Raw genomic sequence first — 23,788 nt, 5'->3', positions numbered from 1 at the left:
TTTATGCCTTGCCACCGCGCGCCGCCTTGATGTCCTTGGGCTGCACCACATCGCCGGTATGGTTGCCCCAGGCATTGCGCTCGTAGGTGATCACCGCCGCGATGTCGGTGTCCGACAGCTGCTTGCCCCAGGCGGCCATCGCCGGGTTGCGCTTGCTGCCGTTGAGCACGATGTCGATATGAGCCGGCTTGTCCTTGGTGGCGATGGGGGAGCCGTCCAGCGCCGGGAACGCGCCCGGAATCCCCTTGCCGTTGGCCTGGTGGCAGGCCACGCAGTTCTGCTGAAACACTTTCTCGCCGCGCGCCTTGAGGTCGGCCAGCGCCCACACCTTGTTGGGGTCGTCGGCACTGGCGGCCGCCAGCTTCTTCCTGGCGGCGAGCCACACGGCGTAATCCTCCGGCGTCCGGGCGTCGACCACGATCGGCATGAAACCATGGTCCTTGCCGCACAGCTCGGCGCACTGCCCGCGGTACACCCCCGGCTTGTCGACCAGGAACCAGGCGTCGCGCACGAAGCCGGGAATGGCATCCTGCTTCACCCCCAGCGACGGCACCCACCAGGAGTGGATCACGTCGTTGGCGGTGAGCAGGAGCCGTACCTTCTTGCCGGTCGGCACCACCAGCGGCTCGTCCACCTCCAGCAGGTAATGCGTGCCCTTGGCCGAAGCACTGTGCAGCGCCTCGGTCGGCGTCGCCAGATGGCTGACGAAACCGACACCGTCGTCCAGGTAGTCGTAGCGCCACTTCCACTGGTAGCCGGTGATCTTGATGGTCATGTCCTCGGCGCGCGTGCTCTTTTGCGCCAGCACCGCCTTGGTGGCCGGCCACGCCATGCCGACCAGGATCAGGAACGGGATCACGGTCCAGATGATTTCGACGGTGGTGTTTTCATGGAACGGCCGGGCCCGGTGCCCGAGCGATTTGCGGTGGCGCAAGATGGCGTAGAACATCACGCCGAATACCACGATGAAGATGGTGACCGTGATCAGCAGCAGCAGGCTGTGCAGGTCGTAGATCTGGCGCGCCACCGGGGTCACCGGCGGCTGGAAGGTGAAGTCGGCAGCGTACACGGTACCGACCCCACCCAACATGGACAGCAGGATACGCTTGCCGGACATCGCGTCCCCCTTGTATACCTAGGCGGCCCACGTCGGACCGAAGCAGACATGCCGACCTTTTCGCGCGCCGGCTATTATCGATAGTAGGAAAAAGCACCCGGAAAACAAGAACATGTCATGACGCACTGCAATATGCAGGGCATGAAAAAGGCTTCGGCCAACCTTTCACGGTTGGCCGAAGCCTTGTTGATACGGGCAAAGCGCCGGCACGGCGCCCGCCCTCAGCCTTCGTAGGGAATCTCCAGCAGCAGCGGCGCGGCGATGTGCGCCTGTAGCGTGGCAAGGTTCTCGACGTACGCCGCCTGCTCCGGCACCACGCGGTTGGCCACCCACCCGGCCAGCGGCAGGCCGGCGGCTTCGATCGCCCGCACCGTCAGCAAGGCATGGTTGATGCAACCCAGCCGCATCCCCACCACCAGGATCACCGGTAGCCGCAGCACCTGCGCCAAGTCCTTCATGAACAAGCGCTCGGTCAGCGGCGCCAGCCAGCCGCCCGCCCCCTCCACCAGCACCACGTCCGCCGACTCGGCCAGACGCCGGTAGTGCGCGCCGATCACCTCGAGCGAGATATCCACCCCGGCCTGGCGTGCCGCGATATGCGGCGAAATCGGCGGCAGGAAACGGTAGGGGTTCATCAGCTCGAGATCGGTCTGGCCGGTCGCGGCCACCAGGCGTTCGACGTCGCTGTTGCTCCAGCGCCCGTCCGGCAACACCTCGCAACCCGACGCCACCGGCTTCATCGCCAGCACGCGCTGGCCCTCGGCCCGCCAGCGTTCGATCAGCTTGACGGCGGCATGGGTCTTGCCGATGTCGGTATCGGTTCCGGTGACGAAATAGCCTTGCATGCTGAGTCCTTGTTCGAGAAGTAGCCGTCGTGCCGATCGGCACACCCTGGACACGACAAAGGGCGACCCCTCGTGAGGGTCGCCCGGCCTGCCAATCAGGATTGCCGATTCGCGGCTAGAAATGGTGGGGACGCGGTAACGTCACACCTCGCCTTGCGGATTAACGCGCTCCAACTTGCTGGCCAGCTTGTTGAGTGCGGAAAGATAAGCCTTGGCACTGGCGACGATCACGTCGGTATCGGCACCCTGGCCGTTGACGATGCGGCCATCGCGCGCCAGACGCACCGTCACCTCGCCCAGCGACTCGGTGCCCTTGGTCACGGCGTTGACCGAGTACAGCTCCAGTTCGGAATCGCTCTTGGCCACGCTCTCGATCGCCTTGAACACCGCGTCCACCGGGCCGGAACCGCTGCTGACGGCACGCTGCTCGGCACCGCGCTCGTTGAACACGATCTCGGCCCGCGGCAGTTCGCCGGTCTCGGTGTTGACCTTGAGCGAGACGAACTTGAACTCTTCCTGGTCGATCGCCACCATCTCGTCCGACACCAGCGCCTGCAGATCCTCGTCGAAAATCTCGCGCTTCTTGTCGGCCAGTTCCTTGAAGCGGGCGAAGGCAGCGTTGAGCGCCTCCTCGCTGGACAACACGATACCCAGCTCCGCCAGCTTGGTCTTGAAGGCGTTGCGACCGGACAGCTTGCCCAGGGTCAGACGGTTGGTGGACCAGCCCACGCTCTCCGCCGACATGATTTCGTAGGTCTCGCGATGCTTCAGCACGCCGTCCTGGTGGATGCCGGACTCGTGGGCGAAGGCGTTGGCGCCGACGATAGCCTTGTTCGGCTGCACCGGGTAGCCGGTGATGGTCGACACCAGCTTGGACGACGGCACGATCTGGGTGGCATCGACACGGGTATCGACGGCAAAGATGTCCTTGCGGGTGCGCACCGCCATCACGATTTCTTCCAGCGCGGCGTTGCCGGCGCGCTCGCCCAGACCGTTGATGGTGCACTCCACCTGGCGCGCCCCGCCTAATACCGCGGCCAGGCTGTTGGCCACCGCCATGCCCAGGTCGTTGTGGCAGTGCGCCGACCAGATCACCTTGTCGCCACCCGGGGTCTTGGCGATCAGCTCGCGGAAGAACGCCTCGGTGACACGCGGCACGGCGTAACCGACGGTATCCGGCACGTTCAGCGTGGTGGCGCCGGCCTCGATCACCGCGCCGAAGATGCGGGCGAGGAAGTCGATGTCGGAACGCAACGCGTCCTCGGCCGAGAATTCGACGTCGTCGGTATACTCGCGGGCAATCTTGACCGCCTTCACCGCCGCCTCGACCACCTGGTCCGGCGTCATGCGCAGCTTCTTCTCCATGTGGATCGGGCTGGTGGCGATGAAGGTGTGGATGCGGCCCTTGGCGGCCGGCTTGATCGCCTCGCCGGCGGCGCGCACGTCGCGCTCGTTGGCCCGCGCCAGCGAACAGACGGTGGACTCCTTGATCACTTCGGCGATGGCGTGGATGGCGTCGGCGTCACCGGGGCTCGCCGCCGCGAAGCCAGCCTCGATCACGTCCACGCCCAGGCGTTCCAGCTGGCGGGCGATGCGGATTTTCTCTTCCTTGGTCATCGAGGCGCCGGGGCTCTGCTCGCCGTCGCGCAAGGTGGTGTCGAAGATGTACAAACGATCGCCCATGTTGAAACCCTTCCCTTGTCCCGGCACCACCGCGGTGCCGCTCAGATAGTCGTTGAAGTCGAATCTTCTGCCCTGGCTGGCGGCCAGTTGCGCCAGCTTGTTCAACTGGGCGAGCGGCAGACTGCCGCGCTCGCGCCACTTGTAAATCGCCGCGCGGGAGACCGGTTCGTCCGGAAACGCCGCGTTCAGCGCCTCAGCCAACTCGCTCGGTCCGCCAAAGTTGGCGATCAGACGCTCAATGTCCAATTGCATGCCCAGCTCCTGCTGCGTTATGGGTTTCACGATACTGACAGCACGACACAATGTCAAACAAAAACGTCCAATTTTTCGACAGGCAACTCATTCCAATGTGTCCAATCAGCAAATATTAGACATTTAGTCCAAACAGATTCGGCAGTGAACCGCCCACGCCTCTCCACGAACGCAAAAAAGGCGGCCAAGGCCGCCTTTTCCCCGTATCCCGCAATGGGCCGCTTACTGCTCCGGAGACGCCACGCCACTGCCCCCGCTCTTGTTGCGCGACAGGCCGAGCAGCGCCATCACGTAACCGGACAGGCCATAGCCGACGAAGAAGCCGAACAGCACCAGCGGCGGCTTCGACACCAAGAGCAGGATCACCAGCACCACCACCAGCATGGCGACGAACGGCACCTTGCGGCGCAGGTGAATCTCCTTGAAGCTCCAGAACTTGACGTTGGTCACCATGGAGATGCCGGCGAAGGCGGTAAAGCCCAGCGCCACCCACGGCAGGATCGCCAGGTCGTTGTAGCCGTACTCGTGGCAGATCCACACCAGCCCGGCCACCAGCGCCGCCGCCGCCGGGCTCGGAATACCGGTGAACCAGCGCTTGTCGGCGGTGCCAATCATGGTGTTGAAGCGCGCCAGGCGCAGCGCGGCGCCGGCACAATAGATAAAGGCCACCATCCAGCCCAGCTTGCCCAGCCCGCGTAACATCCACTCGTACGCCACCAGGGCCGGCGCCACGCCGAAGCTGACCATGTCGGAGAGGCTGTCGAACTCCGCGCCGAAGGCGCTCTGGCTGTGCGTCAGCCGCGCCACGCGGCCGTCCAGCCCGTCCAGCACCATGGCGATGAAGATCGCCATCGCGGCGTACTCGAAATTCTTGTTCATGCCCTGCACCACGGCGTAGAAACCGGCGAACAGCGCGGCCAGCGTGAACAGGTTGGGCAACAGGTAAATGCCCTGGCGCCGGAGCGTCGGCTTTTCCCGGCTGGGTGTGACAGAAGTCTGCATCTTCACTTTCCGCAGAATACAACGGCACCAAGGCACCGTTGCGGTTGGTATCAACGAATCGGCTTACGATCTTTTGATGGATGGCATCGGCCCGACACGTGGCCGGCGGCATGACAGCCAGGGCCGACCCCGCCAAGGACACGTCCGCACCGGACAAGGCGCAAAGAGATGCCCGCCTTACCCGCTCCAGCGGACCACACGAAGAGCGCTAACCGGTTCTTAGCCGGCTATTGTAACGCGAGCGGCGCGGCGGGCGTGCAACACCTTGTCAGCCTTGCCAGTCCAGCCAGCGCGGCTGGCAGGCGAATAGGCTATACTTTCCCGCTTTGACCGAACTTTTGGGAACCCGTCCTTGTCAGAGCGCCTCTTCGTCCTGCTGCAGCACCTGCTGCCCAAGCTCCTGATCACTCGCCTGTTCGGTTTCGTCGCGCGCCAGCGCGCTGGCGCCCTGACACAGTGGATGATACGCCGCTTCATTGCCCGCTACGACGTCAACATGGCAGAAGCCGCAGCACGCCAACCCGGTGCCTACGCCAGCTTCAATGATTTCTTTACCCGCGCCTTGCAGCCCGGCGTGCGCCCGCAGGCGGCGACGCGGCTGGTCTGCCCGGTGGATGGCGCCATCAGCCAGTTCGGCCACATCGAGCGCGACCAGATCTTCCAGGCCAAGGGCAAATCCTTCAGCAGCACCGCCCTGCTCGCCGGCGACGCGGCGCTGGCGCGCCAGTTCGACGACGGCCTGTTCGCCACCATCTACCTCAGCCCGCGCGACTACCACCGCATCCACATGCCGTGCGATGGCCGCCTGCTGTCGATGAGCTACGTACCGGGCGAGCTGTATTCGGTCAACCCGGCCACCGCGCGCGGCGTCGACGCGCTGTTCGCGCGTAATGAGCGCGTGGTGTGCCATTTCGACTCGCCGCACGGCCCGTTCGCGCTGGTGCTGGTCGGCGCCACCATCGTCGGCAGCATGGCCACGGTGTGGCACGGCGTGATCAACCCGCCACGTAGCGCCGACGTGCGCCACTGGGACTACCGCGACCAGGACATCACCCTGAAACAGGGCGAGGAGATGGGACGCTTCCTGCTCGGCTCCACCGTGGTGCTGCTGTTCCCGCAGGGACCGCTGCAGTTCAACGCCGACTGGGCACCCGGCCGCGCGGTGCGCATGGGCGAGGCCATGGCCGACTGAGTGCTGGCGAACGAACCGACCGACGATACTTCCTGACCAGGCGGCAGCGGCGCCCCCCCCCCCCCCCCCGCGCTCGCCCCCTCTCCTGCCACGCTCAACACGGGCTTGCCGGCCAGAGCAAGCGCAGCATCCCACCTGCAGTTCCCCTCATCACTCACGCCCGGTCGCACCTCGCTGCAACGCGCCCGCACCGAAGGCACTGCTCGGCTTCCGGGCAAGAAAAAAGGCCGGGGAAACCCCGGCCTCACTAGCCAAACTGCACGTCAATCAGTTCTTGGACTGGTCCACCAGTTTGTTCTTGGCGATCCACGGCATCATTGCACGCAGTTCGGCACCAACGGTCTCGATCGGATGCACGGCGTTCAGGCGACGGCGAGCGGTCATGCTCGGGTAGTTGGTCTTGCCTTCCAGGATGAACATCTTGGCGTATTCACCCGACTGGATGCGGTACAGCGCTTTTTTCATCGCTTCCTTGGTGGCGGAGGTCACCACTTCCGGACCGGTCACGTACTCGCCATACTCCGCGTTGTTGGAGATGGAGTAGTTCATGTTGGCGATGCCGCCTTCGTACATCAGGTCGACGATCAGCTTCAACTCGTGCAGGCACTCGAAGTAGGCCATTTCCGGAGCGTAACCGGCTTCCACCAGGGTTTCGAAACCGGCTTTCACCAGTTCAACCGCGCCACCGCACAGCACAGCCTGTTCACCGAACAGGTCGGTTTCGGTTTCTTCGCGGAAGTTGGTTTCGATCACGCCACCCTTGGTGCCGCCGTTGGCCGCAGCGTAGGACAGGGCGATGTCGCGGGCCTTGCCGGACTTGTCCTGGTACACGGCGATCAGGGTCGGCACGCCGCCGCCCTTGACGTACTCGGAGCGCACGGTGTGGCCCGGGCCTTTCGGGGCAACCATGACCACGTCCAGGTCGGCGCGCGGCACGATCTGGTTGTAGTGCACGTTGAAGCCGTGGGCGAAGGCCAGTACCGCGCCTTGCTTCAGGTTCGGCTCGATGTCCTTGCGGTACACGTCCGGCTGCGACTCGTCCGGCAGCAGGATCATGACGACGTCGGCTTCCTTCACTGCCTCGGCAACTTCCTTCACCTGATGACCGGCAGCAACGGCTTTGTTCCAGGAAGCGCCGTCCTTGCGCAGGGCCACGGTGACGTTGACACCGGAGTCCTTCAGGTTCTGGGCGTGAGCGTGGCCTTGCGAGCCGTAGCCGACGATGGTCACCTGCAGGCCCTTGATGATCGACAGATCGGCGTCCTTGTCGTAAAACACTTTCATTTTTTGTCTTTCCCTTCAGCCGGACGGAGATGACTCCGTCCGTATTGATCGATTTATCAGATTTTCAGAACCCGCTCACCGCGGCCAATGCCGGATGCGCCAGTACGAACCGTCTCCAGGATCACTGTGCGGTCGATCGCCTCGATAAAGGCATTCAGCTTGTCGCTCGTACCAGTCAGCTCGATGGTGTAAGTCTTTTCCGTCACGTCAATGATGCGACCGCGGAAGATATCCGCCATGCGCTTCATTTCTTCCCGGTCTTTGCCGGTAGCGCGCACCTTGATCAGCATCATCTCCCGTTCGATGTGCTCGGATTCGTTGAGGTCTATCACCTTGACCACCTCGATCAGCTTGTTGAGCTGCTTGGTGATCTGCTCGATAACGTCGTCGGAGCCGTGCGTGACGATCGTCATGCGCGACAGTGTCCGGTCCTCGGTCGTGGACACCGTCAGGGAGTCGATATTGTACGCCCGGGCCGAAAACAGGCCCACTACGCGGGAAAGAGCCCCCGCTTCATTCTCCAGAAGAATGGAAAGAATATGTCGCATTTGTCCGCCCTTCAATCAGCACAGGTTGCCGTAGTCGCGTTCGGCATCCGGCTCGTCGGTTTTCCTCATATGCGGCGGCAGATCCATTTCGTCCAGACCTTTGCCGTTGCCTATCATCGGGAACACGTTTTCCGACTGATCGGTACGGAAATCCAAGAACACCAGGCGTTCCTTCAGCGCCGGGCTGAAGGCTTCGCGCAGCACCGGCTCGACGTCGGCCGGATTCTCGATCTTGAAGCCGACGTGGCCGTAGGCCTCGGCGATCTTGACGAAATCCGGCAGCGCGTCCATGTACGACTCGGAGTAGCGCGTACCATAGAAGAACTCCTGCCACTGACGCACCATGCCCAGGTAACGGTTGTTCAGGCTGACGACCTTGACCGGGGTGTGGTACTGCTTGGCGGTGGACAGCTCCTGGATGTTCATTTGGATCGAGCCCTCCCCGGTGATGCAGGCGACGGCCTTGTCCGGGTTGGCCAGCTGGGCGCCGATGGCGGCCGGCAGGCCGAAGCCCATGGTGCCGAGGCCACCGGAGTTGAGCCACTGCTTGGGCCGGTCGAACTTGTAGTACTGCGCCGCCCACATCTGGTGCTGGCCGACGTCGGAGGTGATGATGGCATCGCCGCCGGTGATTTCGTACAGCTTTTCCACCACGTATTGCGGCTTGATCAGCTCGTTGGAGGGAGCATACAGCAGCGAATTGGGCGCGCGCCATTCCTCGATCTGCTTCCACCACGCCGCCAGCGCAGCCGGATCGGGCTTCTTGCCGCTTTCCTTGAGCTGGTCGAGCATGTCGCGCAGCACGTACTTGACGTCGCCGACGATAGGCACGTCGACCTTGACGCGCTTGGCGATGGAAGACGGATCGACGTCGATGTGGACGATCTTCTTCGGCTTGGACAGGAAGTGCGACGGCACGCTGATCACGCGGTCATCGAAGCGGGCACCCACGGCAATCAGCACGTCACAGTTCTGCATTGCCATGTTGGCTTCGTAGGTGCCGTGCATGCCGAGCATGCCGAGGAACTGCGGATCGCTGCCCGGATAGGCGCCCAGGCCCATCAGGGTGTTGGTACACGGCAGCCCGAGCGAGCGCACCAGTTCGGTGACTTCCTGCTCCGCCCCGCCCTGCACCGCGCCGCCGCCGACGTAGACGTAGGGGCGCTTGGCTTCCAGGAGCAGGTTGACGGCCTTGCGGATCTGGCCCGGATGGCCGCGCAGCACCGGCACGTAGGAGCGGATGCTGACGCTTTCCGGATAGTGGAACTCGGCCAGCTTCTGCGTCACATCCTTGGGGATGTCGACCACCACCGGACCGGGGCGACCGGTCTTGGCGATGTAGAACGCCTTCTTGATGGTTTCCGCCAGCTCGTTGATGTCCTTGACCAGGAAGTTGTGCTTCACGCACGGCCGGGTAATGCCGACCATGTCGACTTCCTGGAAGGCATCCAGACCGATGGCCGGCGTCGGCACCTGGCCAGACAACACGACCATCGGAATCGAGTCCATATAGGCGGTGGCAATGCCGGTCACGGCATTGGTCGCGCCCGGACCGGAAGTGACCAGTGCCACGCCGACCTTGTCGCTGGAACGCGAGTAGGCGTCGGCGGCATGCACCGCTGCCTGCTCGTGCCGCACCAGAACATGCTTGAACTGGCTCTGCTTGAAGATGGCATCATAAATTTCTAGTACCGCGCCGCCGGGGTAGCCGAAAACGAACTCGACTCCTTCTTCCTGCAGGCAGCGGACTACGATCTCCGCGCCCGAAATCTGCATCGTTGCCTCTTTTATGTGGTGGTTTTGTCCCGTTATAGCCTCTGACCTTAGCGTATCTTGGAAAGACCGGTCAAGGGCTTTTGTGCACATGCAAAATCCACGCAAATCCAATGGTTAAGGCGCCCCCGGGGGCGGGTATCCGCCTCCATCGGGCTCTGCTACCATGGCGTTCTGACAGCGTGCGGAATGATCGCGCGCACTTGCCCCGACCAACCATTCCCGTTTTCGGCATGACATCTTCCCTGACCACCCCCGGCTTGACCCGTCGCCTGTGTTGCTTGCTGTACGAACTGTTGCTGATGCTGGCGGTGCTGCTGCTCGCCTCGGCACTGTTCACCCCGCTCAAGGCCTGGCTCGGCGCCTCGTTCTGGCTCGAGCAGCTGTTCCGCCTGTTCCTGGCGGCGGCGCTGTTCGGTTATTTCGGCCTGTCTTGGGTGCGGCGCGGCCAGACGGTGGCGATGAAGACCTGGCGCATCAAGCTGGTGGGGCGCGACGGCGGAAGCGTGGGCTGGCCGCAGGCGCTGGGGCGCTACCTGGTGGCGCTGGCGCTGTTCGTCGGTCTGCCGCTGTTGAGCTACCTGGGCTGGGAACGCGCCCTCGGCCACACGCCCGAGGCGCGCTGGCTACCGCTGCTGTGGTGGCTGATTCCGTTCCTGGCGGCGTTCCACGACAAGGAGCGCCAATTCCTGCACGACCAGCTGGCCGGCACACGCCAGATTCTGCTGCCGCCGCGCCAGAAGGCGTAGCGCCGGGCAAGACCGGCCCCGCCTCACGACGCCAGGGTGCGGGCGGGGCCAGGACAAAACGCTTCGGCCAACCTTTGAAGGTTGGCCGAAGCGTTTTCGTTTCCTCACCCCGCCAAGCCGGCGTCGGGCTGCAGTAGCCGGCCCGCTACATAGGTGGCGGCGACGGCGCGGTCGTCGCCCAGGATCATCTGCACGAACAGCGCCTCCTCGATGTCCCGGACGTAGCGCATGCGAAAGTCGATCAGCGGGGTGGAACGCAGGTTGAGTACCACCAGGTCGGCCTCCAGTCCGACCTCGATCGACCCCACCTTGTCCGCGATGCCGAGCGCCTCGGCACTGCCGCGCGTGGCGAGGTAGAACGCCTGCGGCGCCGACAGCGCGACACCGTGCGTCTGCGCCGCCTCGTAGGCCGAGCGCATGGTCTGCAGCATCGAGAAGCTGGTACCGGCGCCCAGGTCAGTGGCCAGTCCGACCCGCACCGGGCGCGGCACCGCGCGGGCGCGGCGCAGGTCGAAGCTGCCGGAGCCAAGAAAGGCATTGGAGCTGGGGCAATGCGCCAGGCTGGCGCCGCTGTCGTAAAGCAGCTGCAGTTCCTCTTCCTGCAGATGGACGCCGTGACCGTACACGGCGCGTGGCCGCAACAGGCCGTAACGCTGGTAGACCGCGGTGTAGTGCGGGGAGTCCGGGTGCAGCGACTTGACCCAGGCGATCTCGCCCGGCGTCTCCGCCAGGTGCGACTGGATCGCCATGTCGGGGTATTCCGCCGCCAGCGCCCCCAGCGCCTCCAACTGCGCCACCGACGAGGTCGGCGCGAAGCGCGGGGTGATGGCGTACTCGGCGCGGCCGCGGCGGTGCCAGCGTTCGATCAGCGCCTTGGACTCGGCGTAGGCGCGCTCGGCGTTGTCGAGCAGTTCGGCCGGGGCGTACTGGTCCATGCAGACCTTGCCGGCCAGCAGCCGCATCTGGCGCCGCTCGGCCGCCTCGAACAGGGCGTCGACGGAGTCCGGGTGGACGGTGCAGAACACCGCCGAGCTGGTCACGCCGTGGCGCAGCTGCTCGGCGAGAAACACCTCGGCCACCTCGGTGGCGTGCGACTTGTCGGCGAACGCCTGCTCGGTGACGAAGGTGTAGTGGTTGAGCCAGTCGATCAGCTGCTCGCCGTAGGCGGCGATCATCTCGGTCTGCGGATAGTGCACGTGGCAATCGATGAAACCGGGCAGGATCAGGTGGTCCGGGTAGTGGGTCACGGCGACGTCGGCGCCGAGCGCGGGCAGCAGCGTCGGCGCCGGCCCGACGGCGGCGACGCTGCCCGCCTCGATCACCACCACGCCGTCCGACTCGTAGTACATGCCGGCCTCGACGCCGGCCAGCAGCGGATCGCGGCGGAAGGTGAGCAGCGCCCCCCGTATGGCGGTTTTCATGCCGGGCTCCTTAGAACATCGTCCGTGCTTCATCATGGCAGTTCGCGTCGGCAGGCGCCCATGAAAAACGCCACCGGGCGGTGGCGTGCGGGAAGACGACTCAGTCCTGGGTGGCGCCCGACTCCAGCCGGGCGGTGCGCAGCGCCGCCGGCGGCTGCCACTGCCAATGGGCGCGCCAGGCGCCCAGCACCAGGTTGGGGTACTCCGGCCGGCCGAGGCTGCCGTTGTAACGTCCCAGCGCGCGGAACAGGTTGCCCCGCTCCAGGTCGAGGTAGTGGCGCAGGATGGTGCAGCCGTAGCGCAGGTTGGTGGTGAGCTCGAACAGGTTGTGCTCGCTGTTGCCGATGTGGCGCACCCAGAACGGCATCACCTGCATCAGCCCGCGCGCACCGGCGCCGGAGATGGCGTACTTCTTGAAGCCGCTCTCGACCTGGATCAGCCCCAGCACCAACTGCGGGTCGAGGCCGGCGCGGCTGGCCTCGTACTGAATGGCGGTGAGCAGACGCTGGCGCATCCAGGCATCGGGGATGCGTTTTTCCAGGCGGCGCGACATCTCGGCGAGCCAGGCCTGGCCTTCGCGGGCGTCGTCGAACACCAGCCGGGGCGCATTGGCGTCGTTCACCGAGCGACGCATTGCCGAGGCCACGTTGGCCGACAACGCTTCCTCGCGCTGCGCGCCGGCCCAGGCCGGCACCGCCGCGCACAGGGCCAGCGCCAGGAGAACCGCCCGTCCCTCGCGCCACGCCCCTTGTCTCAGCCGACGAGCGAGCGCGCCGAACGGGCGACTCAGCGTCGTACGGCGCGGCCGGCAAGGCGAGACGGCGGAACGAGCGGCAGCAGGCATCACTTACCCAGTTTGGCTAGCACATGCTCCAGAATAGCATCGACGGCCATGCCAGTGGCTTCGCTGTCGCGGCGGTGCTGGTATTCCACCTTGCCTTCCTTCAGGCCGCGGTCGCCGATGGTGACGCGGTGCGGCACGCCGATCAGCTCCCAGTCGGCGAACATCGCGCCCGGGCGCTCGCCACGGTCGTCGAGGATGACGTCCACGCCGTTGGCGACCAGCTCGCCGTAGAGCTGGTCGGCGGCGGCCTTGACCTCGGCCGAGCGGTCGTAGCCGACCGGGCACAGCACCACGGTGAACGGGGCGATGGCGTCCGGCCAGATGATGCCCTTGGCGTCGAAGTTCTGCTCGATGGCGGCGCCCAGGATGCGGGTCACGCCGATGCCGTAACAACCCATCTCGAAGAACTTGGGCTTGCCGTCTTCATCGAGGAAGGTGGCGTTCATCGCCTGGGAGTACTTGGTGCCGAGGTAGAACACGTGGCCGACCTCGATGCCGCGCTCGATGGCCAGCACGCCCTTGCCGTCCGGGCTCGGGTCGCCGGCCACCACGTTGCGGATGTCGGCGACGATCGGTTCCGGGCAGTCGCGGCCGAAGTTGACGCCGGTGAAGTGCTGGTCGTCCTCGTTGGCGCCGGTGATCATGTCGGCCATCTTGGCCACGGTGCGGTCGGCGTAGACCTTGCCCGGGAAGTTGACCGGACCGAGCGAACCCGGGTTGGCACCGAAGGAGGCTCGGATGGCGTCCGGGCTGGCGAAGGTGAGCGGGCTCTTCACCCCATCCAGCTTGCCGGCCTTGACCTCGTTCAGTTCGTGGTCGCCGCGCACCAACAGCAGCACCGGCTGGCCGTCTTCGCCGTCGCCGTCCACCACGATGGCCTTGACGGTCTGTTTGATGTCGGCCTTGAGGAAGTCCACCAGGTCGGCGATGGTCTTGACCTTCGGCGTGTACACCTTTTCCATGGCGGCGCCGGGCGCCGGACGCTCGCCGGCCGGGGCCACGGCTTCGGCCAACTCGATGTTGGCGGCGTAGTCGGAGTCCGGGCAGTAGATGATGGCGTCTTCGCCGGTGGCGGCGATCACCTGGAATTCGTGCGAGCGGTCGCCGCCGATGGCGCCGGTGTCGGCCGCCACCGCGCGGTAGGTCAGGCCGATGCGGTCGAAGATCTTGCAGTAGGCGGCGTACATGTTGTCGTAGCTGACGCCGGCGGCGTCGGCGCTGCGGTCGAAGGAGTAGGCGTCCTTCATGGTGAACTCACGGCCGCGCATCACGCCGAAACGCGGGCGGCGCTCGTCGCGGAACTTGGTCTGGATCTGGTAGAAATTCTTCGGCAACGCGCGGTAGCTCTTCAGATCGCCGCGGATCAGGTCGGTGACGACTTCCTCGGAGGTCGGCTGGATCACGAAGTCGCGCTCGTGGCGGTCCTTGAAGCGCAGCATTTCCTCGCCCATGGTGTCCCAGCGCCCGGTTTCCTGCCACAGCCCGGCCGGCTGCACTATCGGCATGATCACCTCGATGGCGCCGGCGCGGTTCATTTCCTCGCGCACGATCGCTTCCACCTTGCGCAGGCTCTTGAGCCCCATCGGCATCCACGAGTAGATGCCGGCGGCGGCCTTGCGGATGAAGCCGGCGCGCAGCATCAGTTTCTGGCTGACGATGTCGGCGTCGGCGGGAGCTTCTTTCAGGGTGGAGATGAAAAACTGCGAGGCGCGCATGGCGGGATGTCCTTGGAAATTCCGATAAATGGCATTGATTGTAGCGGTTTGCGCCGCCCGGGGGGAAGCGGCGCGCCGCTCCCGAGCGCCGCCGGCCCTGGCGCCGTTTCCCGGCCTGTGGCAGGCTCCCGACAGAATCCCCGACATGCCGGGACAATTACCGGCCTGCTCTTTGCACTGTCACGGCACAGGAGTAAGCTTCGCGCTCGTTGACCATCTACCGCACTGCAGCAACCTTCCGCGCAACACGGCTTGCTGCCATAAAAACGGCAAAAAAACAGACCATTATGCAAGCACACAGCAAGCAGGCGCTGGCGGGCATCACACTCGCCGCTCTGGGCGTGGTGTACGGCGACATCGGCACTAGCCCGCTCTATACCCTTAAAGAATGTTTTGCCGGCCACGGCTTGCCGGTTACCCCGGGCAACGTGCTCGGCATCCTGTCGATGATTTTCTGGTCGCTGCTGTTCGTGGTGACGCTCAAGTACGTGATCTTCATTCTCAAGGCCGACAACCGCGGCGAGGGCGGTATCATGTCGCTGATGGCGCTGGCCCGCCAGGCCGCCTCGGGCAAGCGGCGCGGCCTGGTCGTGGTGCTCGGGCTGTTCGGCGCCGCGCTGTTCTACGGCGATGCCATCATCACCCCGGCAATTTCAGTGCTGTCCGCCGCCGAAGGGCTGGAAGTGATCAAGCCGGAGCTGGAAGCCTACGTGCTGCCGATGTCGATCGTGGTGCTGATGGCGCTGTTCCTGATCCAGCGCTTCGGCACCGCCAGCGTCGGCATGCTGTTCGGACCGGTCATGCTGCTGTGGTTCGGTACGCTGGGCGTGCTGGGGCTGATGCAGATCGTCGCGACGCCCCAGGTACTGGCCGCGCTCAACCCCCTGTATGCCTTCGACTTCCTGGTCAAACACGGTCACGACGCCTTCCTGGCGCTGGGCGCGGTGGTGCTGGCGCTGACCGGGGCCGAGGCGCTGTACGCCGACATGGGGCATTTCGGCAAGAAGCCGATCCGCCTGGCCTGGTTCAACCTGGTGCTGCCGGCACTGCTGCTCAACTACTTCGGCCAGGGCGCCCTGCTGATGACGGACCCGTCGGCGATCCGCAACCCGTTCTACCTGCTGGCGCCGTCCTGGGCGCTGATGCCGCTGATCATCCTCGCCACGCTGGCCACCGTGATCGCCTCGCAGGCGGTGATCTCCGGCGCCTACTCGCTGACGCGCCAGGCGATCCAGCTGGGCTACTGCCCGCGCATGGGCATCCTGCATACCTCGGCCAAGGAGATCGGCCAGATCTATATGCCGTTCGTGAACTGGGGGCTGCTGGTCGCCGTGATGGTGGTGGTGCTGGCGTTCAAGTCGTCCGGCAACCTGGCCGCCGCTTACGGCATCGCGGTGACCGGCACCATGCTGATCACCACGCTGCTGGCCTATATCGTGGCGCGCGCCAACTGGGGCTGGCCGCAGCCGCTGGCGCTGGCGGTGACCTCATTCTTCCTGGTGATCGACACCGGCTTCTTCAGCGCCAACGCGCTCAAGCTGTTCTCCGGCGGCTGGCTGCCGCTGTTGATCGGGCTCGCGGTCTTCACGCTGATGGCAACCTGGAAGCGCGGCCGCGAGATCCTGGTCGAGCGACTGACCGAACACGCCATCCCGCTCGACAGCTTCGTCGAGAACATGGAGTCGTTCCCGCCCAGCCGGGTGCAGGGCACCGCGGTGTTCCTGACCAGCACGCTGCAGGGCGTCCCTCACGCCCTGCTGCACAACCTGAAACACAACAAGGTGCTGCATGAACGCATCGTGTTGCTGACGATGCAAGGCGAGGACGTGCCCTACGTGGCACCGGCGGAGCGGGTACGCATCACCCGCCTGTCCAATTCGTTCTGGCAGGTCGAGGCGTTCTACGGCTTCCAGGAGACGCCGAACGTGCAGGAAATCCTCGACCTGTGCGCCCGGCAGGGCCTGGAATTCGAGGTGATGGACACCTCGTTCTTCCTGTCGCGCGAGACGCTGCTTTCCACCGCGCGCCCCGGCATGGCGCGCTGGCGCGAGCAGCTGTTCGTGTGGATGAGCAAGAACGCGCTGAGGGCGACCGACTTCTTCCACATCCCGACCAACCGCGTGGTGGAGCTGGGTGCGCAGATCGAGCTGTAGTGCCCCTCCTCTCCGAACACACAAAACGGCCGCTCAGCGGCCGTTTTGCATGCACCAGATTAATCAAAAATAAAACCCATAGAGCCATCCCAGTAGGCGAGCGAGCCCAGGCAGGTTGAGCGCCGGCAGCGCACAGGAACCGGAATGTACTCAAAGTACATGAGGATTCCGCATCGCTGAGCCAATCTCTGCGTGCCAATCTTCGATTGGCTCAGCGATGGATTGGCACGCAGTCTGCCGGCGCTCAAGAGGCGAAGGCGCAGCCGCCTAATGGGATAGGCGCTCACTCGGCCGGCAGGTCCACCAATCTTCTCAGCCGCGCCCAGTCGAAGAACGGGCCGGGATCGGTCTTGCGCCCCGGCGCGATGTGCTCGTGGCCGGTCATGCCGGTCAGCCCCAGTTGCTGCTTGAGCAGGCGCGCCAGCGCGATCAGGGTGCGGTACTGGGCGTCGGCGAACGGCTCGAAGTCGCAGCCCTCCAGTTCCACTCCGAGCGAGAAATCGTTGCAGCGCTCGCGCCCACGCCAGTTCGACACCCCGGCGTGCCAGGCGCGCTCGGTGACCGGGACGAACTGCACCAGCTCGCCGTCGCGGCGGATGAAGAAATGCGCCGAGACGCGCAAGTGGTGGATGGTGGCGTAGTAGGGATGCGCCGCGGGGTCGAGGCTGTTGGTGAACAGCTGTTCCACGCCCGGCCCGCCGTAACGGTACGGTGGCAGGCTGATGTTGTGCACCACCAGCAGTTCCGTCGCCACCCCGATGGCGCGCGCGTCGCGGTTGGGCGAGGGGCAGTGGCGCGCCTCGGGCACCCAGCCCGCAGCGTCGAGCGACAGCGCCGGCAGCGCCGCCTCGTCGGGCGGGCGGCAGTAGCCCAGCCGCCACAGCGCCAGCCCGCCCGGCGTGTGCCAGCGCTGCTCCGGCACGAAGCCGGCCTTGCCGTAGAGGCGCAGCGCCGCGGCGTTGCCCTCGGCGGTATCCACCGTGACGCGCGGCGCGAGCGCCAGCAGCGCGTTCACCAGGCGGTAGCCCCAGCCCTGGCCGAAATGGGCGGGATCGACCACGATGCGCTGGATATGCACGCCGTCGCCCTCCTCCTCGTACACCAGCAGGCCGCGCAGCTCGGCGCCCTCGAACGCGGCGAGCTGGCGATAGGGGCAGGCCGTCACCGCCGCCGCGCCATCCCACAGCAGCGGCAGGTCGGGCGGTTCGCCGAGCCACGCCAGTTCCACGCGGTGGGCCGCCAGTTGCAGGCGGAACGCGGCTTCCGCCAAACCAGGCTCGGCCAGATCGGGAGGGCGTACGACGAAGGGTTGGTCCATGGGAAGACTCTTGGTAACGAGCGGGAGACGCGGCGCCACCGCCGGGCGCACACCCCGTCATTGTGGTGCAGAAGCACGGCGCCGGCCAGCCTGCCCGGCGTTTCTTGAGCGCGGTCATGGCCCCGCGCAGCGGGCTCGGGCACACTGGGTGCCTGCCATCCCACCAGGACCCCGCCATGCTGCGACTCGACAACCTCGGCCAGAACGCCGCCCCCAGCTTCGACGCGCCGCTGGAGATGCTCGGCGCCTGCCATGACAAGGTGCGCCACTTCTGCAGCCTGCTCGACAAGCTGCCCGGCTATCTCGCCGCACACGGTGTCACCCCGGCGCTGCAGAGTTCGGTGGCGGGCATCCTGCGTTACTTCGACGTGGCCGGCCCGGCGCACCACGCCGACGAGGAAGACGAGCTGTTCCCGCTGCTGCGCCAGCGCCTACCGGATACCGACACGCCGCTGGCGCGACTGGCGGCCGATCACGTCATGTTCGGCCAACGTTGGCAGGTGTTGCGGCGGCAACTGCTGGCACTGCAGGACGACTCGGCGACGCGGGTCGACGCTGAAGCCATCCACGCCTTCACCACGCATTATCGCAGCCATGCCCAGCTGGAGGAGGACTGGCTGTTTCCGCTGGTCGCCGCCACCCTGAGCGAGGACGAACTGCGCCAGGCCGGGCAGCGCATGGCGGCGCGGCGGCAGCAGCCGGGCTGAGGCTTCGGCCAACCTTTTCCAACAAAAAAACGGGATGGCATGCCATCCCGTTTTTTTGTTGATTAGGCCCGCGGGCGTGGAGTCCCTCCCAGTAGGCGAGCGAGCCCAGGCAGGTTGAGCGCCGCCAGCGCACAGGAACCGGAATGTACATAGCGTACATGAGGATTCCGCATCGCTGAGCGCATCAAAGATTCGCACGCAGTCTGCCGGCGCTCAAGATGCGAAGGCGCAGCCGCCTAATGGCGAGACTCTCAGGCGGTCAGCTCCAGCAGCGCCTGGTACGACTCGACGAACAGCTTGAGGCCGTCCTGCTGCAGCTTGTCGCCGACGGCGGCCAGGTCGATGCCGGAGGCGCCGACGCGGTGCAGCGTCATCATGGCGTCTTCCAGCCCGCGCGGCAGGGTCTCGGCAGCCGCGCCATGATCGCGGAACGCCGCCAGCGTGGCGTCCGGCACGGTGTTGACGGTTTCCTGGCCGATCAGGCTCTCGACGTACAGCACGTCGGAGTAGGCGGCATTCTTGGTGCCGGTGCTGGCCCACAGCAGGTACTGCGGACGCGCCCCGGCGGCGCGCAGCGCGGCGAATTCGGCGCCGTGGAAGCGCTGCCGGTAGCGCGCGTAGGCCGCCTTGGCCAGCGCCACCGCCACCTTGCCCTGCAGTTCCGGCGCCAGCTGCGCATCGAGCAGGCTGTCGACGCGCGACAGGAAGAAGCTCGCCACCGCCTTGACCGGCTTGACGTCGTTGCCGTCCTCCAGGCGCTGCTGCAGGCCGGCGAGATAACCGTCCCACACCGCCTCGACTTGGGGCAGACTGAACAGCAGCGTGATGTTGACGTTGACGCCCTCGCGCGTCAGCGTGCGCAGCGCGTCCACCCCGGCGGCGGTGGCCGGAATCTTGATCATCAGGTTGGGTCGGGCCACCACCTGCCACAGCCGGCGCGCCGCGGCCAGGGTGCCGGCGGCATCGTTGGCCAGCAGCGGCGACACTTCCAGGCTGACGTAGCCGTCGTCGCCGGCACTGGCGTGGTACTGCGCCGCCAGCAGGTCGCAGGCGGCCTGGATGTCCGGGATCACCAGCGCCTCGTAGCACTGCTCGGCGTCCAGCGCGCGCAGTTTCAGCGCGGCCAGGTCTTCCTGATAGCGCGGATCGCTGGCGATGGCCTTGTGGAAGATGGTCGGGTTGGAGGTCACGCCGGCGATGCCGTCTTCCTCCACCAGGCGCGCCAGGGTGCCGGAGGCCAGCAGTTCACGCGACAGGTTGTCCAGCCAGATACGTTGGCCGAAGGGACGGATGGCTTGCAGGCGGTTCATGGCGTACTTCCCGGTTGGTTGAGGGGATGATCGAGACAACAGGAAGATCATCTTAGCGCGGCACGACGGCCCGCGCCAAGGACAGGATCGAGCGCTCAGACCGCTTCCGGCTCGGCCATCTGGGTGCGGTTGAACACCACGCTGAAGGTGCTGCCGCGCTCCGGCTCGCTGTGCACCTCGAGGCGCGCCTGGTGACGCGCCACCACGTGCTTGACGATGGCGAGGCCGAGCCCGGTGCCGCCGTTGCCGCGCGAGCGGCCGCGGTCGACGCGGTAGAAGCGTTCGGTGAGGCGCGGGATGTGCTCGCGCGGGATGCCGATGCCGCTGTCCTTGACCGAGAACACCAGCTTCTCGCCCTCCTCCTTCCAGCACAGCGTGACGTCGCCGCCGTCCGGGGTGTAGCGCACCGCGTTGGACACCAGGTTGCCAAACGCCGAGTGCAGCTCCTGGACATTGCCCCACAGCCACAGCGGCGTGTCGCGCTGCAGCCGGATCTGGTGGCGCCCTTGCGACAGGCCTTCGGCTTCGACCATTAGCGTGTCGAGCAATTCGCTCATGTTGACCTTCTCGTTGGCGGCGTTCTTCGGGCTGTTCTCCAGCCGCGACAGGATCAGCAGATCCTCCACCAGGCTCTGCATGCGCCGCGACTGCTCCATCATCATCGGCAGGAACTGGCGCAGCAACGCCGGGTTGTCCGGCATGTCGGAGAGCGTCTCGAGGAAGCCGCCGATCACCGTCAACGGCGTGCGCAGCTCGTGCGAGACGTTGGCGACGAAGTCGCGGTGCACCGTCTGCACCCGCTCGAGCTGGGTGATGTCGCGCGACAGGATCAGCTTGCGGGTGGAGTCGAACGGCACCAGCTGGATGCTCAGCACCCGCTCGTTGGGCTGGGAGGAGCGCAGGATCAAGGGCTGGCTGAAACTGTCCGCCTTCATGTAGGCGTTGAACGCCGGCTGGCGGATCAGGTTGAAAATCTGGTTGCCGACGTCGCGCTTGCGGTCGAGCCCGAAGTGCTCCACCGCCATCGGGTTGAGCCACTCGATGCGGTCGTGCTCGTCCAGCACCACCACGCCATCCGGCATCGCCTCGCCGGCGTTGATGAAGCGCTCCACGGTCTTGGTCAGCTTGCGCTTGCTCTGGCTTTGCATCTTGCTCTGCCGGTAGAGCGTGATGAACACCGTGTGCCAGGCACCGAAACCGTCCGGCACGCGTTCGGCCGAGGGGTGCTGCAGCCAGCGCAGCAGCAGCGCCAGGTGATAGAGATGGAAGGCCAACCAGCCGCCCAGGCCGATGCTCAGCACCAGCAGGGCGTCGAGCGCGCCGGAGGCCCACCAGAACCCCAGCCCGAGCAGCACGATGGCCACCAGCCAGAGCAGCGTACGCTGTGCAAATTCGCGCAAAAAAGCCTACCTCACTGTTGCGTGGAGAAGCGGTAGCCGGTACCGCGCACGGTCTGGATCAGGCCGTCGTGCCCGGTCGCTTCCAGCGAGCTGCGCAGGCGGCGGATGTGCACGTCGACGGTGCGCTCCTCGACGAACACGTGGTCGCCCCACACCTGGTCGAGCAGCTGCGCGCGCGAGTGCACCCGTTCCGGGTGGGTCATGAAGAAGTGCAGCAGGCGGAATTCGGTCGGGCCGAGGTCGATCGGATTGCCATCGGTACTGACGCGGTGCGTCGCCGGATCGAGCCGCAGGCCCTTGACCTCGACCGCGTCGTCGGTCATTTGCGGCGCACGGCGGCGCAGCACCGCCTTGATGCGCGCCAACAGCTCGCGCGGCGAGAACGGCTTGGTGATGTAGTCGTCGGCGCCGGTTTCCAGCCCGACGATCTTGTCCTGTTCGTCGGAGCGCGCGGTCAGCATGATGATCGGCACCTGGCGCGTGCGCTCGTCGGCACGCAGGCGCTTGGCGATGTCGATGCCGGAGCCGCCGGGCAGCATCCAGTCCAGCAGCACCAGGTCCGGCAAGGCATTCTTGACCAGCATCAGCGCGGCCTCGGCGGTGCTGGCGCGCAGCACATGGTGGCCGGCCTGGGTCAGGTTGAACGCAATCAGTTCCTGAATGGCCGGTTCGTCTTCAACGAGCAGAATGTTCGCAGGCATGATGATCCATTGGCAGAGAGTCTGCCCAGAGGATAAGAAGCGGGGATTACAGAAATATGACATTTCCCGGGAAATGCCAAGTCACGGTAACAAAGTCGGGGGAAACAGGCAAAAAAACAGGCCTGTCGCAAGACAGGCCTTGAAGGATCGTCGTCAATACTAAAGAGAAATGACTTGAGACCGGGGACAAAGAGATCACCAGAACAGCGACCGCTCCCGACGCATCGGGCACACTTCGGGGGGTCCACGTATCCAGTCCAAGGAGCGCTCCGCCATCCCGCGGGACCGCAGCGCGCTGCCTCATCACGGGACGTATTGTACGTAGGCTGAGGGGCCGAATTAATAAGAAAACCGTCGATTTACCGGGGTATAATTTTCGTTTCAACGCATATTTCCGGCTAACGCCTTCGAATCAAAAGTGGACAAATTCGATCACAAGATTCTCGCCGCACTGCACGAAAACGCCCGTCTCAGCTTCGCCGAGCTGGCGCGACGGGTGAACCTGTCGGCCCCCGCGGTGGCCGACCGCATCGACAAGCTGGAGCGCGCCGGCATCATCACCGGCTACCACGTCGGGGTCGACCTGGCACGGCTGGGCTTTCCGATCCAGTGCGTGATCGAACTGACGGTGAAACACCTGGAGTTCTACGCCGTGCTGGAGAAACTCAAGGACGTGCCGGGCATCGTGTCGTGCGAGTCGATCACCGGCAGCAGCGGCCTGCTGCTGAAGGCGGCGGTGGACACGATGGCGGCATTGCAGACGCTGATCGCCGAGCTGATGCAGTACGGCGACACCAAGACCTCGATCGTCATCGACACCCCGATCACACCGCGCCTGCCGCCGCTGCCGGTGGACTAGAGCAGCTTCTTAGACCGGGCGCGGCTCGGCCTTCTTCCAGCCGATCAGCACCACGCCCGCCACGATCACCACCAGCGCGCCCAGCTCCTGACGACCGACCTGCTCGCCGAGAAACAGCACGCCCAGCAGCACGGCGATCACCGGGTTGACGTAGGCGTAGCTGGTGGCGGTGGCCGGGCTGACGTTGGCCAGGAGGTAGAGATAGGCGCTGTAGGCGATCAGCGAGCCGAACACCACCAGGTAACCCAGCGCCAGCCAGCCTTCGAAGGTCGGCACCGCCGCCAGGCGCTCACCGCTCGCCACGCTGGCCAGCAGCAGCGCCACGCCGCCCATCAGCATCATCATGGCGCTCGCCATCAGTCCGCCCGGCTGCGGCAGGTGCTTGCTCCAGGCCGAGCCGAGCGCCCAGCCGGCGCAGGCCAGCAACAGCAGGATGCCGCCCAGCGGGCTCAGCGACAGGCTGCTGCCCATGTTGAGCAGCGCGATGCCGGCCAGGCCCAGCCCCATGCCGGCCCATTCCAGCGGGCGGGTGCGCTGCCCGAACAGCCGGGCGCACAAGGTGGTGAACAGCGGCACCGTCGCCACCATCAGCGCCGCCACGCCGGACGACACGCTCTTCTGCGCCACCGTCACCAGACCGTTGCCCATGCCCGGCATCAGCACGCCGAGCAGGGTGGAGCTGCCGAGCTGGCGCCAGTTCGGCAAGGCCTCGCCGCGCCACAGCAGAAACGACGCCAGCACGGTGCCGGCGATCACGAAGCGCACCCCGGCCATCAACAGCGGAGGCCACGAGTCGACGGCGACGTGGATGGCGAAGTAGGTCGAGCCCCAGATCAGGTAGAGCGACAGCAGGGCGGCAAGGGTAAGAGGAGGCACGCGGCGCGGGGACATGGCAGGACATCGCATCGGAAACAG

General features: G+C 65.6%; 20 protein-coding genes and 1 pseudogene. 5 read left to right on the top strand and 16 right to left on the bottom strand.

Annotation, left to right across the window (positions count from 1 at the left end; genetic code table 11):
- Position 1: 1 nt before the first annotated feature.
- From coxB to pssA, 4 genes are all read right to left on the bottom strand, one after another.
- Positions 2-1,117, bottom strand: coding sequence for a cytochrome c oxidase subunit II (coxB, locus tag AC3WG5_RS07180; RefSeq protein WP_008952103.1), 1,116 nt, complete (start codon positions 1,115-1,117; stop codon positions 2-4).
- 221 nt (positions 1,118-1,338) lie between these two features.
- Positions 1,339-1,962, bottom strand: a complete 624-nt coding sequence (gene bioD, locus AC3WG5_RS07175) for a dethiobiotin synthase (RefSeq protein ID WP_492568263.1) — start codon at positions 1,960-1,962, stop codon at positions 1,339-1,341.
- Positions 1,963-2,103: 141 nt separating this feature from the next.
- The gene (locus AC3WG5_RS07170) at positions 2,104-3,897 is read right to left on the bottom strand and encodes a 2-isopropylmalate synthase (RefSeq protein WP_482583901.1); all 1,794 of its coding nucleotides are present in this window, start codon (positions 3,895-3,897) and stop codon (positions 2,104-2,106) included.
- Between the two features lie 222 nt (positions 3,898-4,119).
- Positions 4,120-4,899, bottom strand: coding sequence for a CDP-diacylglycerol--serine O-phosphatidyltransferase (gene pssA, locus AC3WG5_RS07165; protein WP_008952100.1), 780 nt, complete (start codon positions 4,897-4,899; stop codon positions 4,120-4,122).
- Between the two features lie 352 nt (positions 4,900-5,251).
- On the opposite strand from pssA, the gene asd reads away from it, so the two are divergent.
- Complete coding sequence (gene asd / locus AC3WG5_RS07160; protein ID WP_492568262.1) at positions 5,252-6,091, top strand: archaetidylserine decarboxylase; 840 nt, start codon at positions 5,252-5,254, stop codon at positions 6,089-6,091.
- Between the two features lie 267 nt (positions 6,092-6,358).
- Here asd and ilvC read toward each other — a convergent pair whose 3' ends face one another.
- From ilvC to ilvB, 3 genes are read right to left on the bottom strand one after another with little or no spacing between them, the layout of a single operon-like run.
- Positions 6,359-7,375, bottom strand: a complete 1,017-nt coding sequence (gene ilvC / locus AC3WG5_RS07155) for a ketol-acid reductoisomerase (protein WP_014088644.1) — start codon at positions 7,373-7,375, stop codon at positions 6,359-6,361.
- Between the two features lie 56 nt (positions 7,376-7,431).
- Positions 7,432-7,923, bottom strand: a complete 492-nt coding sequence (gene ilvN / locus AC3WG5_RS07150; protein WP_008952097.1) for an acetolactate synthase small subunit — start codon at positions 7,921-7,923, stop codon at positions 7,432-7,434.
- 15 nt (positions 7,924-7,938) lie between these two features.
- On the bottom strand, positions 7,939-9,699 hold the full coding sequence (ilvB, locus tag AC3WG5_RS07145) for a biosynthetic-type acetolactate synthase large subunit (RefSeq protein ID WP_492568261.1): 1,761 nt from the start codon (positions 9,697-9,699) through the stop codon (positions 7,939-7,941).
- 230 nt (positions 9,700-9,929) lie between these two features.
- On the opposite strand from ilvB, the gene AC3WG5_RS07140 reads away from it, so the two are divergent.
- Positions 9,930-10,445 carry an RDD family protein gene (locus tag AC3WG5_RS07140; protein WP_492568260.1) on the top strand — a complete coding sequence of 172 codons (516 nt, stop codon included), beginning with the start codon at positions 9,930-9,932 and terminating at the stop codon, positions 10,443-10,445.
- Positions 10,446-10,549: 104 nt separating this feature from the next.
- On the opposite strand, the gene guaD is transcribed toward AC3WG5_RS07140, so the two are convergent.
- The 3 genes from guaD to AC3WG5_RS07125 all read right to left on the bottom strand — a co-directional run bounded on the left by guaD (position 10,550) and on the right by AC3WG5_RS07125 (position 14,425).
- Positions 10,550-11,866: a guanine deaminase gene (guaD, locus tag AC3WG5_RS07135; RefSeq protein WP_482583898.1), complete on the bottom strand. Its 1,317-nt coding sequence runs from the start codon at positions 11,864-11,866 to the stop codon at positions 10,550-10,552.
- A 100-nt stretch (positions 11,867-11,966) separates the two neighbouring features.
- A complete protein-coding gene (locus tag AC3WG5_RS07130) occupies positions 11,967-12,710 on the bottom strand; it encodes a lytic transglycosylase domain-containing protein (protein WP_492568259.1) in 744 nt (247 codons plus the stop codon).
- Entirely contained in the window at positions 12,710-14,425 is a 1,716-nt protein-coding gene (locus AC3WG5_RS07125; protein WP_492568258.1) for a proline--tRNA ligase, read from the bottom strand. Before AC3WG5_RS07125 ends, AC3WG5_RS07130 begins: the two co-directional genes overlap by 1 nt.
- 287 nt (positions 14,426-14,712) lie before the next feature.
- Here AC3WG5_RS07125 and kup point away from each other — a divergent pair, with 287 nt between their 5' ends.
- Positions 14,713-16,578: a low affinity potassium transporter Kup gene (kup, locus tag AC3WG5_RS07120; RefSeq protein WP_492568257.1), complete on the top strand. Its 1,866-nt coding sequence runs from the start codon at positions 14,713-14,715 to the stop codon at positions 16,576-16,578.
- Between the two features lie 283 nt (positions 16,579-16,861).
- Here kup and ampD read toward each other — a convergent pair whose 3' ends face one another.
- Together ampD and AC3WG5_RS07110 are read right to left on the bottom strand one after the other, a co-directional pair.
- Positions 16,862-17,410, bottom strand: coding sequence for a 1,6-anhydro-N-acetylmuramyl-L-alanine amidase AmpD (gene ampD / locus AC3WG5_RS07115; protein WP_492568301.1), 549 nt, complete (start codon positions 17,408-17,410; stop codon positions 16,862-16,864).
- A gap of 96 nt (positions 17,411-17,506) precedes the next feature.
- A pseudogene (locus tag AC3WG5_RS07110) lies at positions 17,507-17,896 on the bottom strand (GNAT family N-acetyltransferase); the annotation flags it as partial.
- A 176-nt stretch (positions 17,897-18,072) separates the two neighbouring features.
- On the opposite strand from AC3WG5_RS07110, the gene AC3WG5_RS07105 reads away from it, so the two are divergent.
- Positions 18,073-18,603 (top strand): hemerythrin domain-containing protein, encoded by a 531-nt coding sequence (locus tag AC3WG5_RS07105; RefSeq protein ID WP_492568256.1) that lies wholly within the window; start codon positions 18,073-18,075, stop codon positions 18,601-18,603.
- 251 nt (positions 18,604-18,854) lie between these two features.
- Here AC3WG5_RS07105 and tal read toward each other — a convergent pair whose 3' ends face one another.
- From tal to phoB, 3 genes are all read right to left on the bottom strand, one after another.
- Positions 18,855-19,913, bottom strand: a complete 1,059-nt coding sequence (gene tal, locus AC3WG5_RS07100) for a transaldolase (protein WP_492568255.1) — start codon at positions 19,911-19,913, stop codon at positions 18,855-18,857.
- Positions 19,914-20,008: 95 nt separating this feature from the next.
- Positions 20,009-21,313, bottom strand: a complete 1,305-nt coding sequence (gene phoR, locus AC3WG5_RS07095) for a phosphate regulon sensor histidine kinase PhoR (RefSeq protein ID WP_482583892.1) — start codon at positions 21,311-21,313, stop codon at positions 20,009-20,011.
- An 11-nt stretch (positions 21,314-21,324) separates the two neighbouring features.
- Entirely contained in the window at positions 21,325-22,014 is a 690-nt protein-coding gene (phoB, locus tag AC3WG5_RS07090) for a phosphate regulon transcriptional regulator PhoB (protein WP_008952086.1), read from the bottom strand.
- Positions 22,015-22,432: 418 nt separating this feature from the next.
- Here phoB and AC3WG5_RS07085 point away from each other — a divergent pair, with 418 nt between their 5' ends.
- Positions 22,433-22,873, top strand: a complete 441-nt coding sequence (locus tag AC3WG5_RS07085) for an Lrp/AsnC family transcriptional regulator (RefSeq protein WP_492568254.1) — start codon at positions 22,433-22,435, stop codon at positions 22,871-22,873.
- 9 nt (positions 22,874-22,882) lie between these two features.
- Here AC3WG5_RS07085 and yedA read toward each other — a convergent pair whose 3' ends face one another.
- Positions 22,883-23,764, bottom strand: coding sequence for a drug/metabolite exporter YedA (gene yedA, locus AC3WG5_RS07080; RefSeq protein WP_492568253.1), 882 nt, complete (start codon positions 23,762-23,764; stop codon positions 22,883-22,885).
- Positions 23,765-23,788: the final 24 nt, after the last annotated feature.

It is taken from the genome of Pseudogulbenkiania sp. FW507-F1 (assembly GCF_058781125.1).
The sequence above is the reverse complement of the archived record's forward strand: the minus strand, read 5'-3'. Positions and strand labels throughout refer to the sequence as shown.

Excerpts from the sequence above, each read along its gene's own strand:
- coxB (WP_008952103.1), bottom strand. The coding sequence starts at position 1,117 with ATGTCCGGCAAGCGTATCCTGCTGTCCATGTTGGGTGGGGTCGGTACC.
- bioD (WP_492568263.1), bottom strand. The coding sequence starts at position 1,962 with ATGCAAGGCTATTTCGTCACCGGAACCGATACCGACATCGGCAAGACC.
- AC3WG5_RS07170 (WP_482583901.1), bottom strand. The coding sequence starts at position 3,897 with ATGCAATTGGACATTGAGCGTCTGATCGCCAACTTTGGCGGACCGAGC.
- pssA (WP_008952100.1), bottom strand. The coding sequence starts at position 4,899 with ATGCAGACTTCTGTCACACCCAGCCGGGAAAAGCCGACGCTCCGGCGC.
- ilvC (WP_014088644.1), bottom strand. The coding sequence starts at position 7,375 with ATGAAAGTGTTTTACGACAAGGACGCCGATCTGTCGATCATCAAGGGC.
- ilvN (WP_008952097.1), bottom strand. The coding sequence starts at position 7,923 with ATGCGACATATTCTTTCCATTCTTCTGGAGAATGAAGCGGGGGCTCTT.
- ilvB (WP_492568261.1), bottom strand. The coding sequence starts at position 9,699 with ATGCAGATTTCGGGCGCGGAGATCGTAGTCCGCTGCCTGCAGGAAGAA.
- AC3WG5_RS07140 (WP_492568260.1), top strand. The coding sequence starts at position 9,930 with ATGACATCTTCCCTGACCACCCCCGGCTTGACCCGTCGCCTGTGTTGC.
- guaD (WP_482583898.1), bottom strand. The coding sequence starts at position 11,866 with ATGAAAACCGCCATACGGGGGGCGCTGCTCACCTTCCGCCGCGATCCG.
- AC3WG5_RS07130 (WP_492568259.1), bottom strand. The coding sequence starts at position 12,710 with ATGCCTGCTGCCGCTCGTTCCGCCGTCTCGCCTTGCCGGCCGCGCCGT.
- AC3WG5_RS07125 (WP_492568258.1), bottom strand. The coding sequence starts at position 14,425 with ATGCGCGCCTCGCAGTTTTTCATCTCCACCCTGAAAGAAGCTCCCGCC.
- kup (WP_492568257.1), top strand. The coding sequence starts at position 14,713 with ATGCAAGCACACAGCAAGCAGGCGCTGGCGGGCATCACACTCGCCGCT.
- AC3WG5_RS07105 (WP_492568256.1), top strand. The coding sequence starts at position 18,073 with ATGCTGCGACTCGACAACCTCGGCCAGAACGCCGCCCCCAGCTTCGAC.
- tal (WP_492568255.1), bottom strand. The coding sequence starts at position 19,913 with ATGAACCGCCTGCAAGCCATCCGTCCCTTCGGCCAACGTATCTGGCTG.
- phoB (WP_008952086.1), bottom strand. The coding sequence starts at position 22,014 with ATGCCTGCGAACATTCTGCTCGTTGAAGACGAACCGGCCATTCAGGAA.
- yedA (WP_492568253.1), bottom strand. The coding sequence starts at position 23,764 with ATGTCCCCGCGCCGCGTGCCTCCTCTTACCCTTGCCGCCCTGCTGTCG.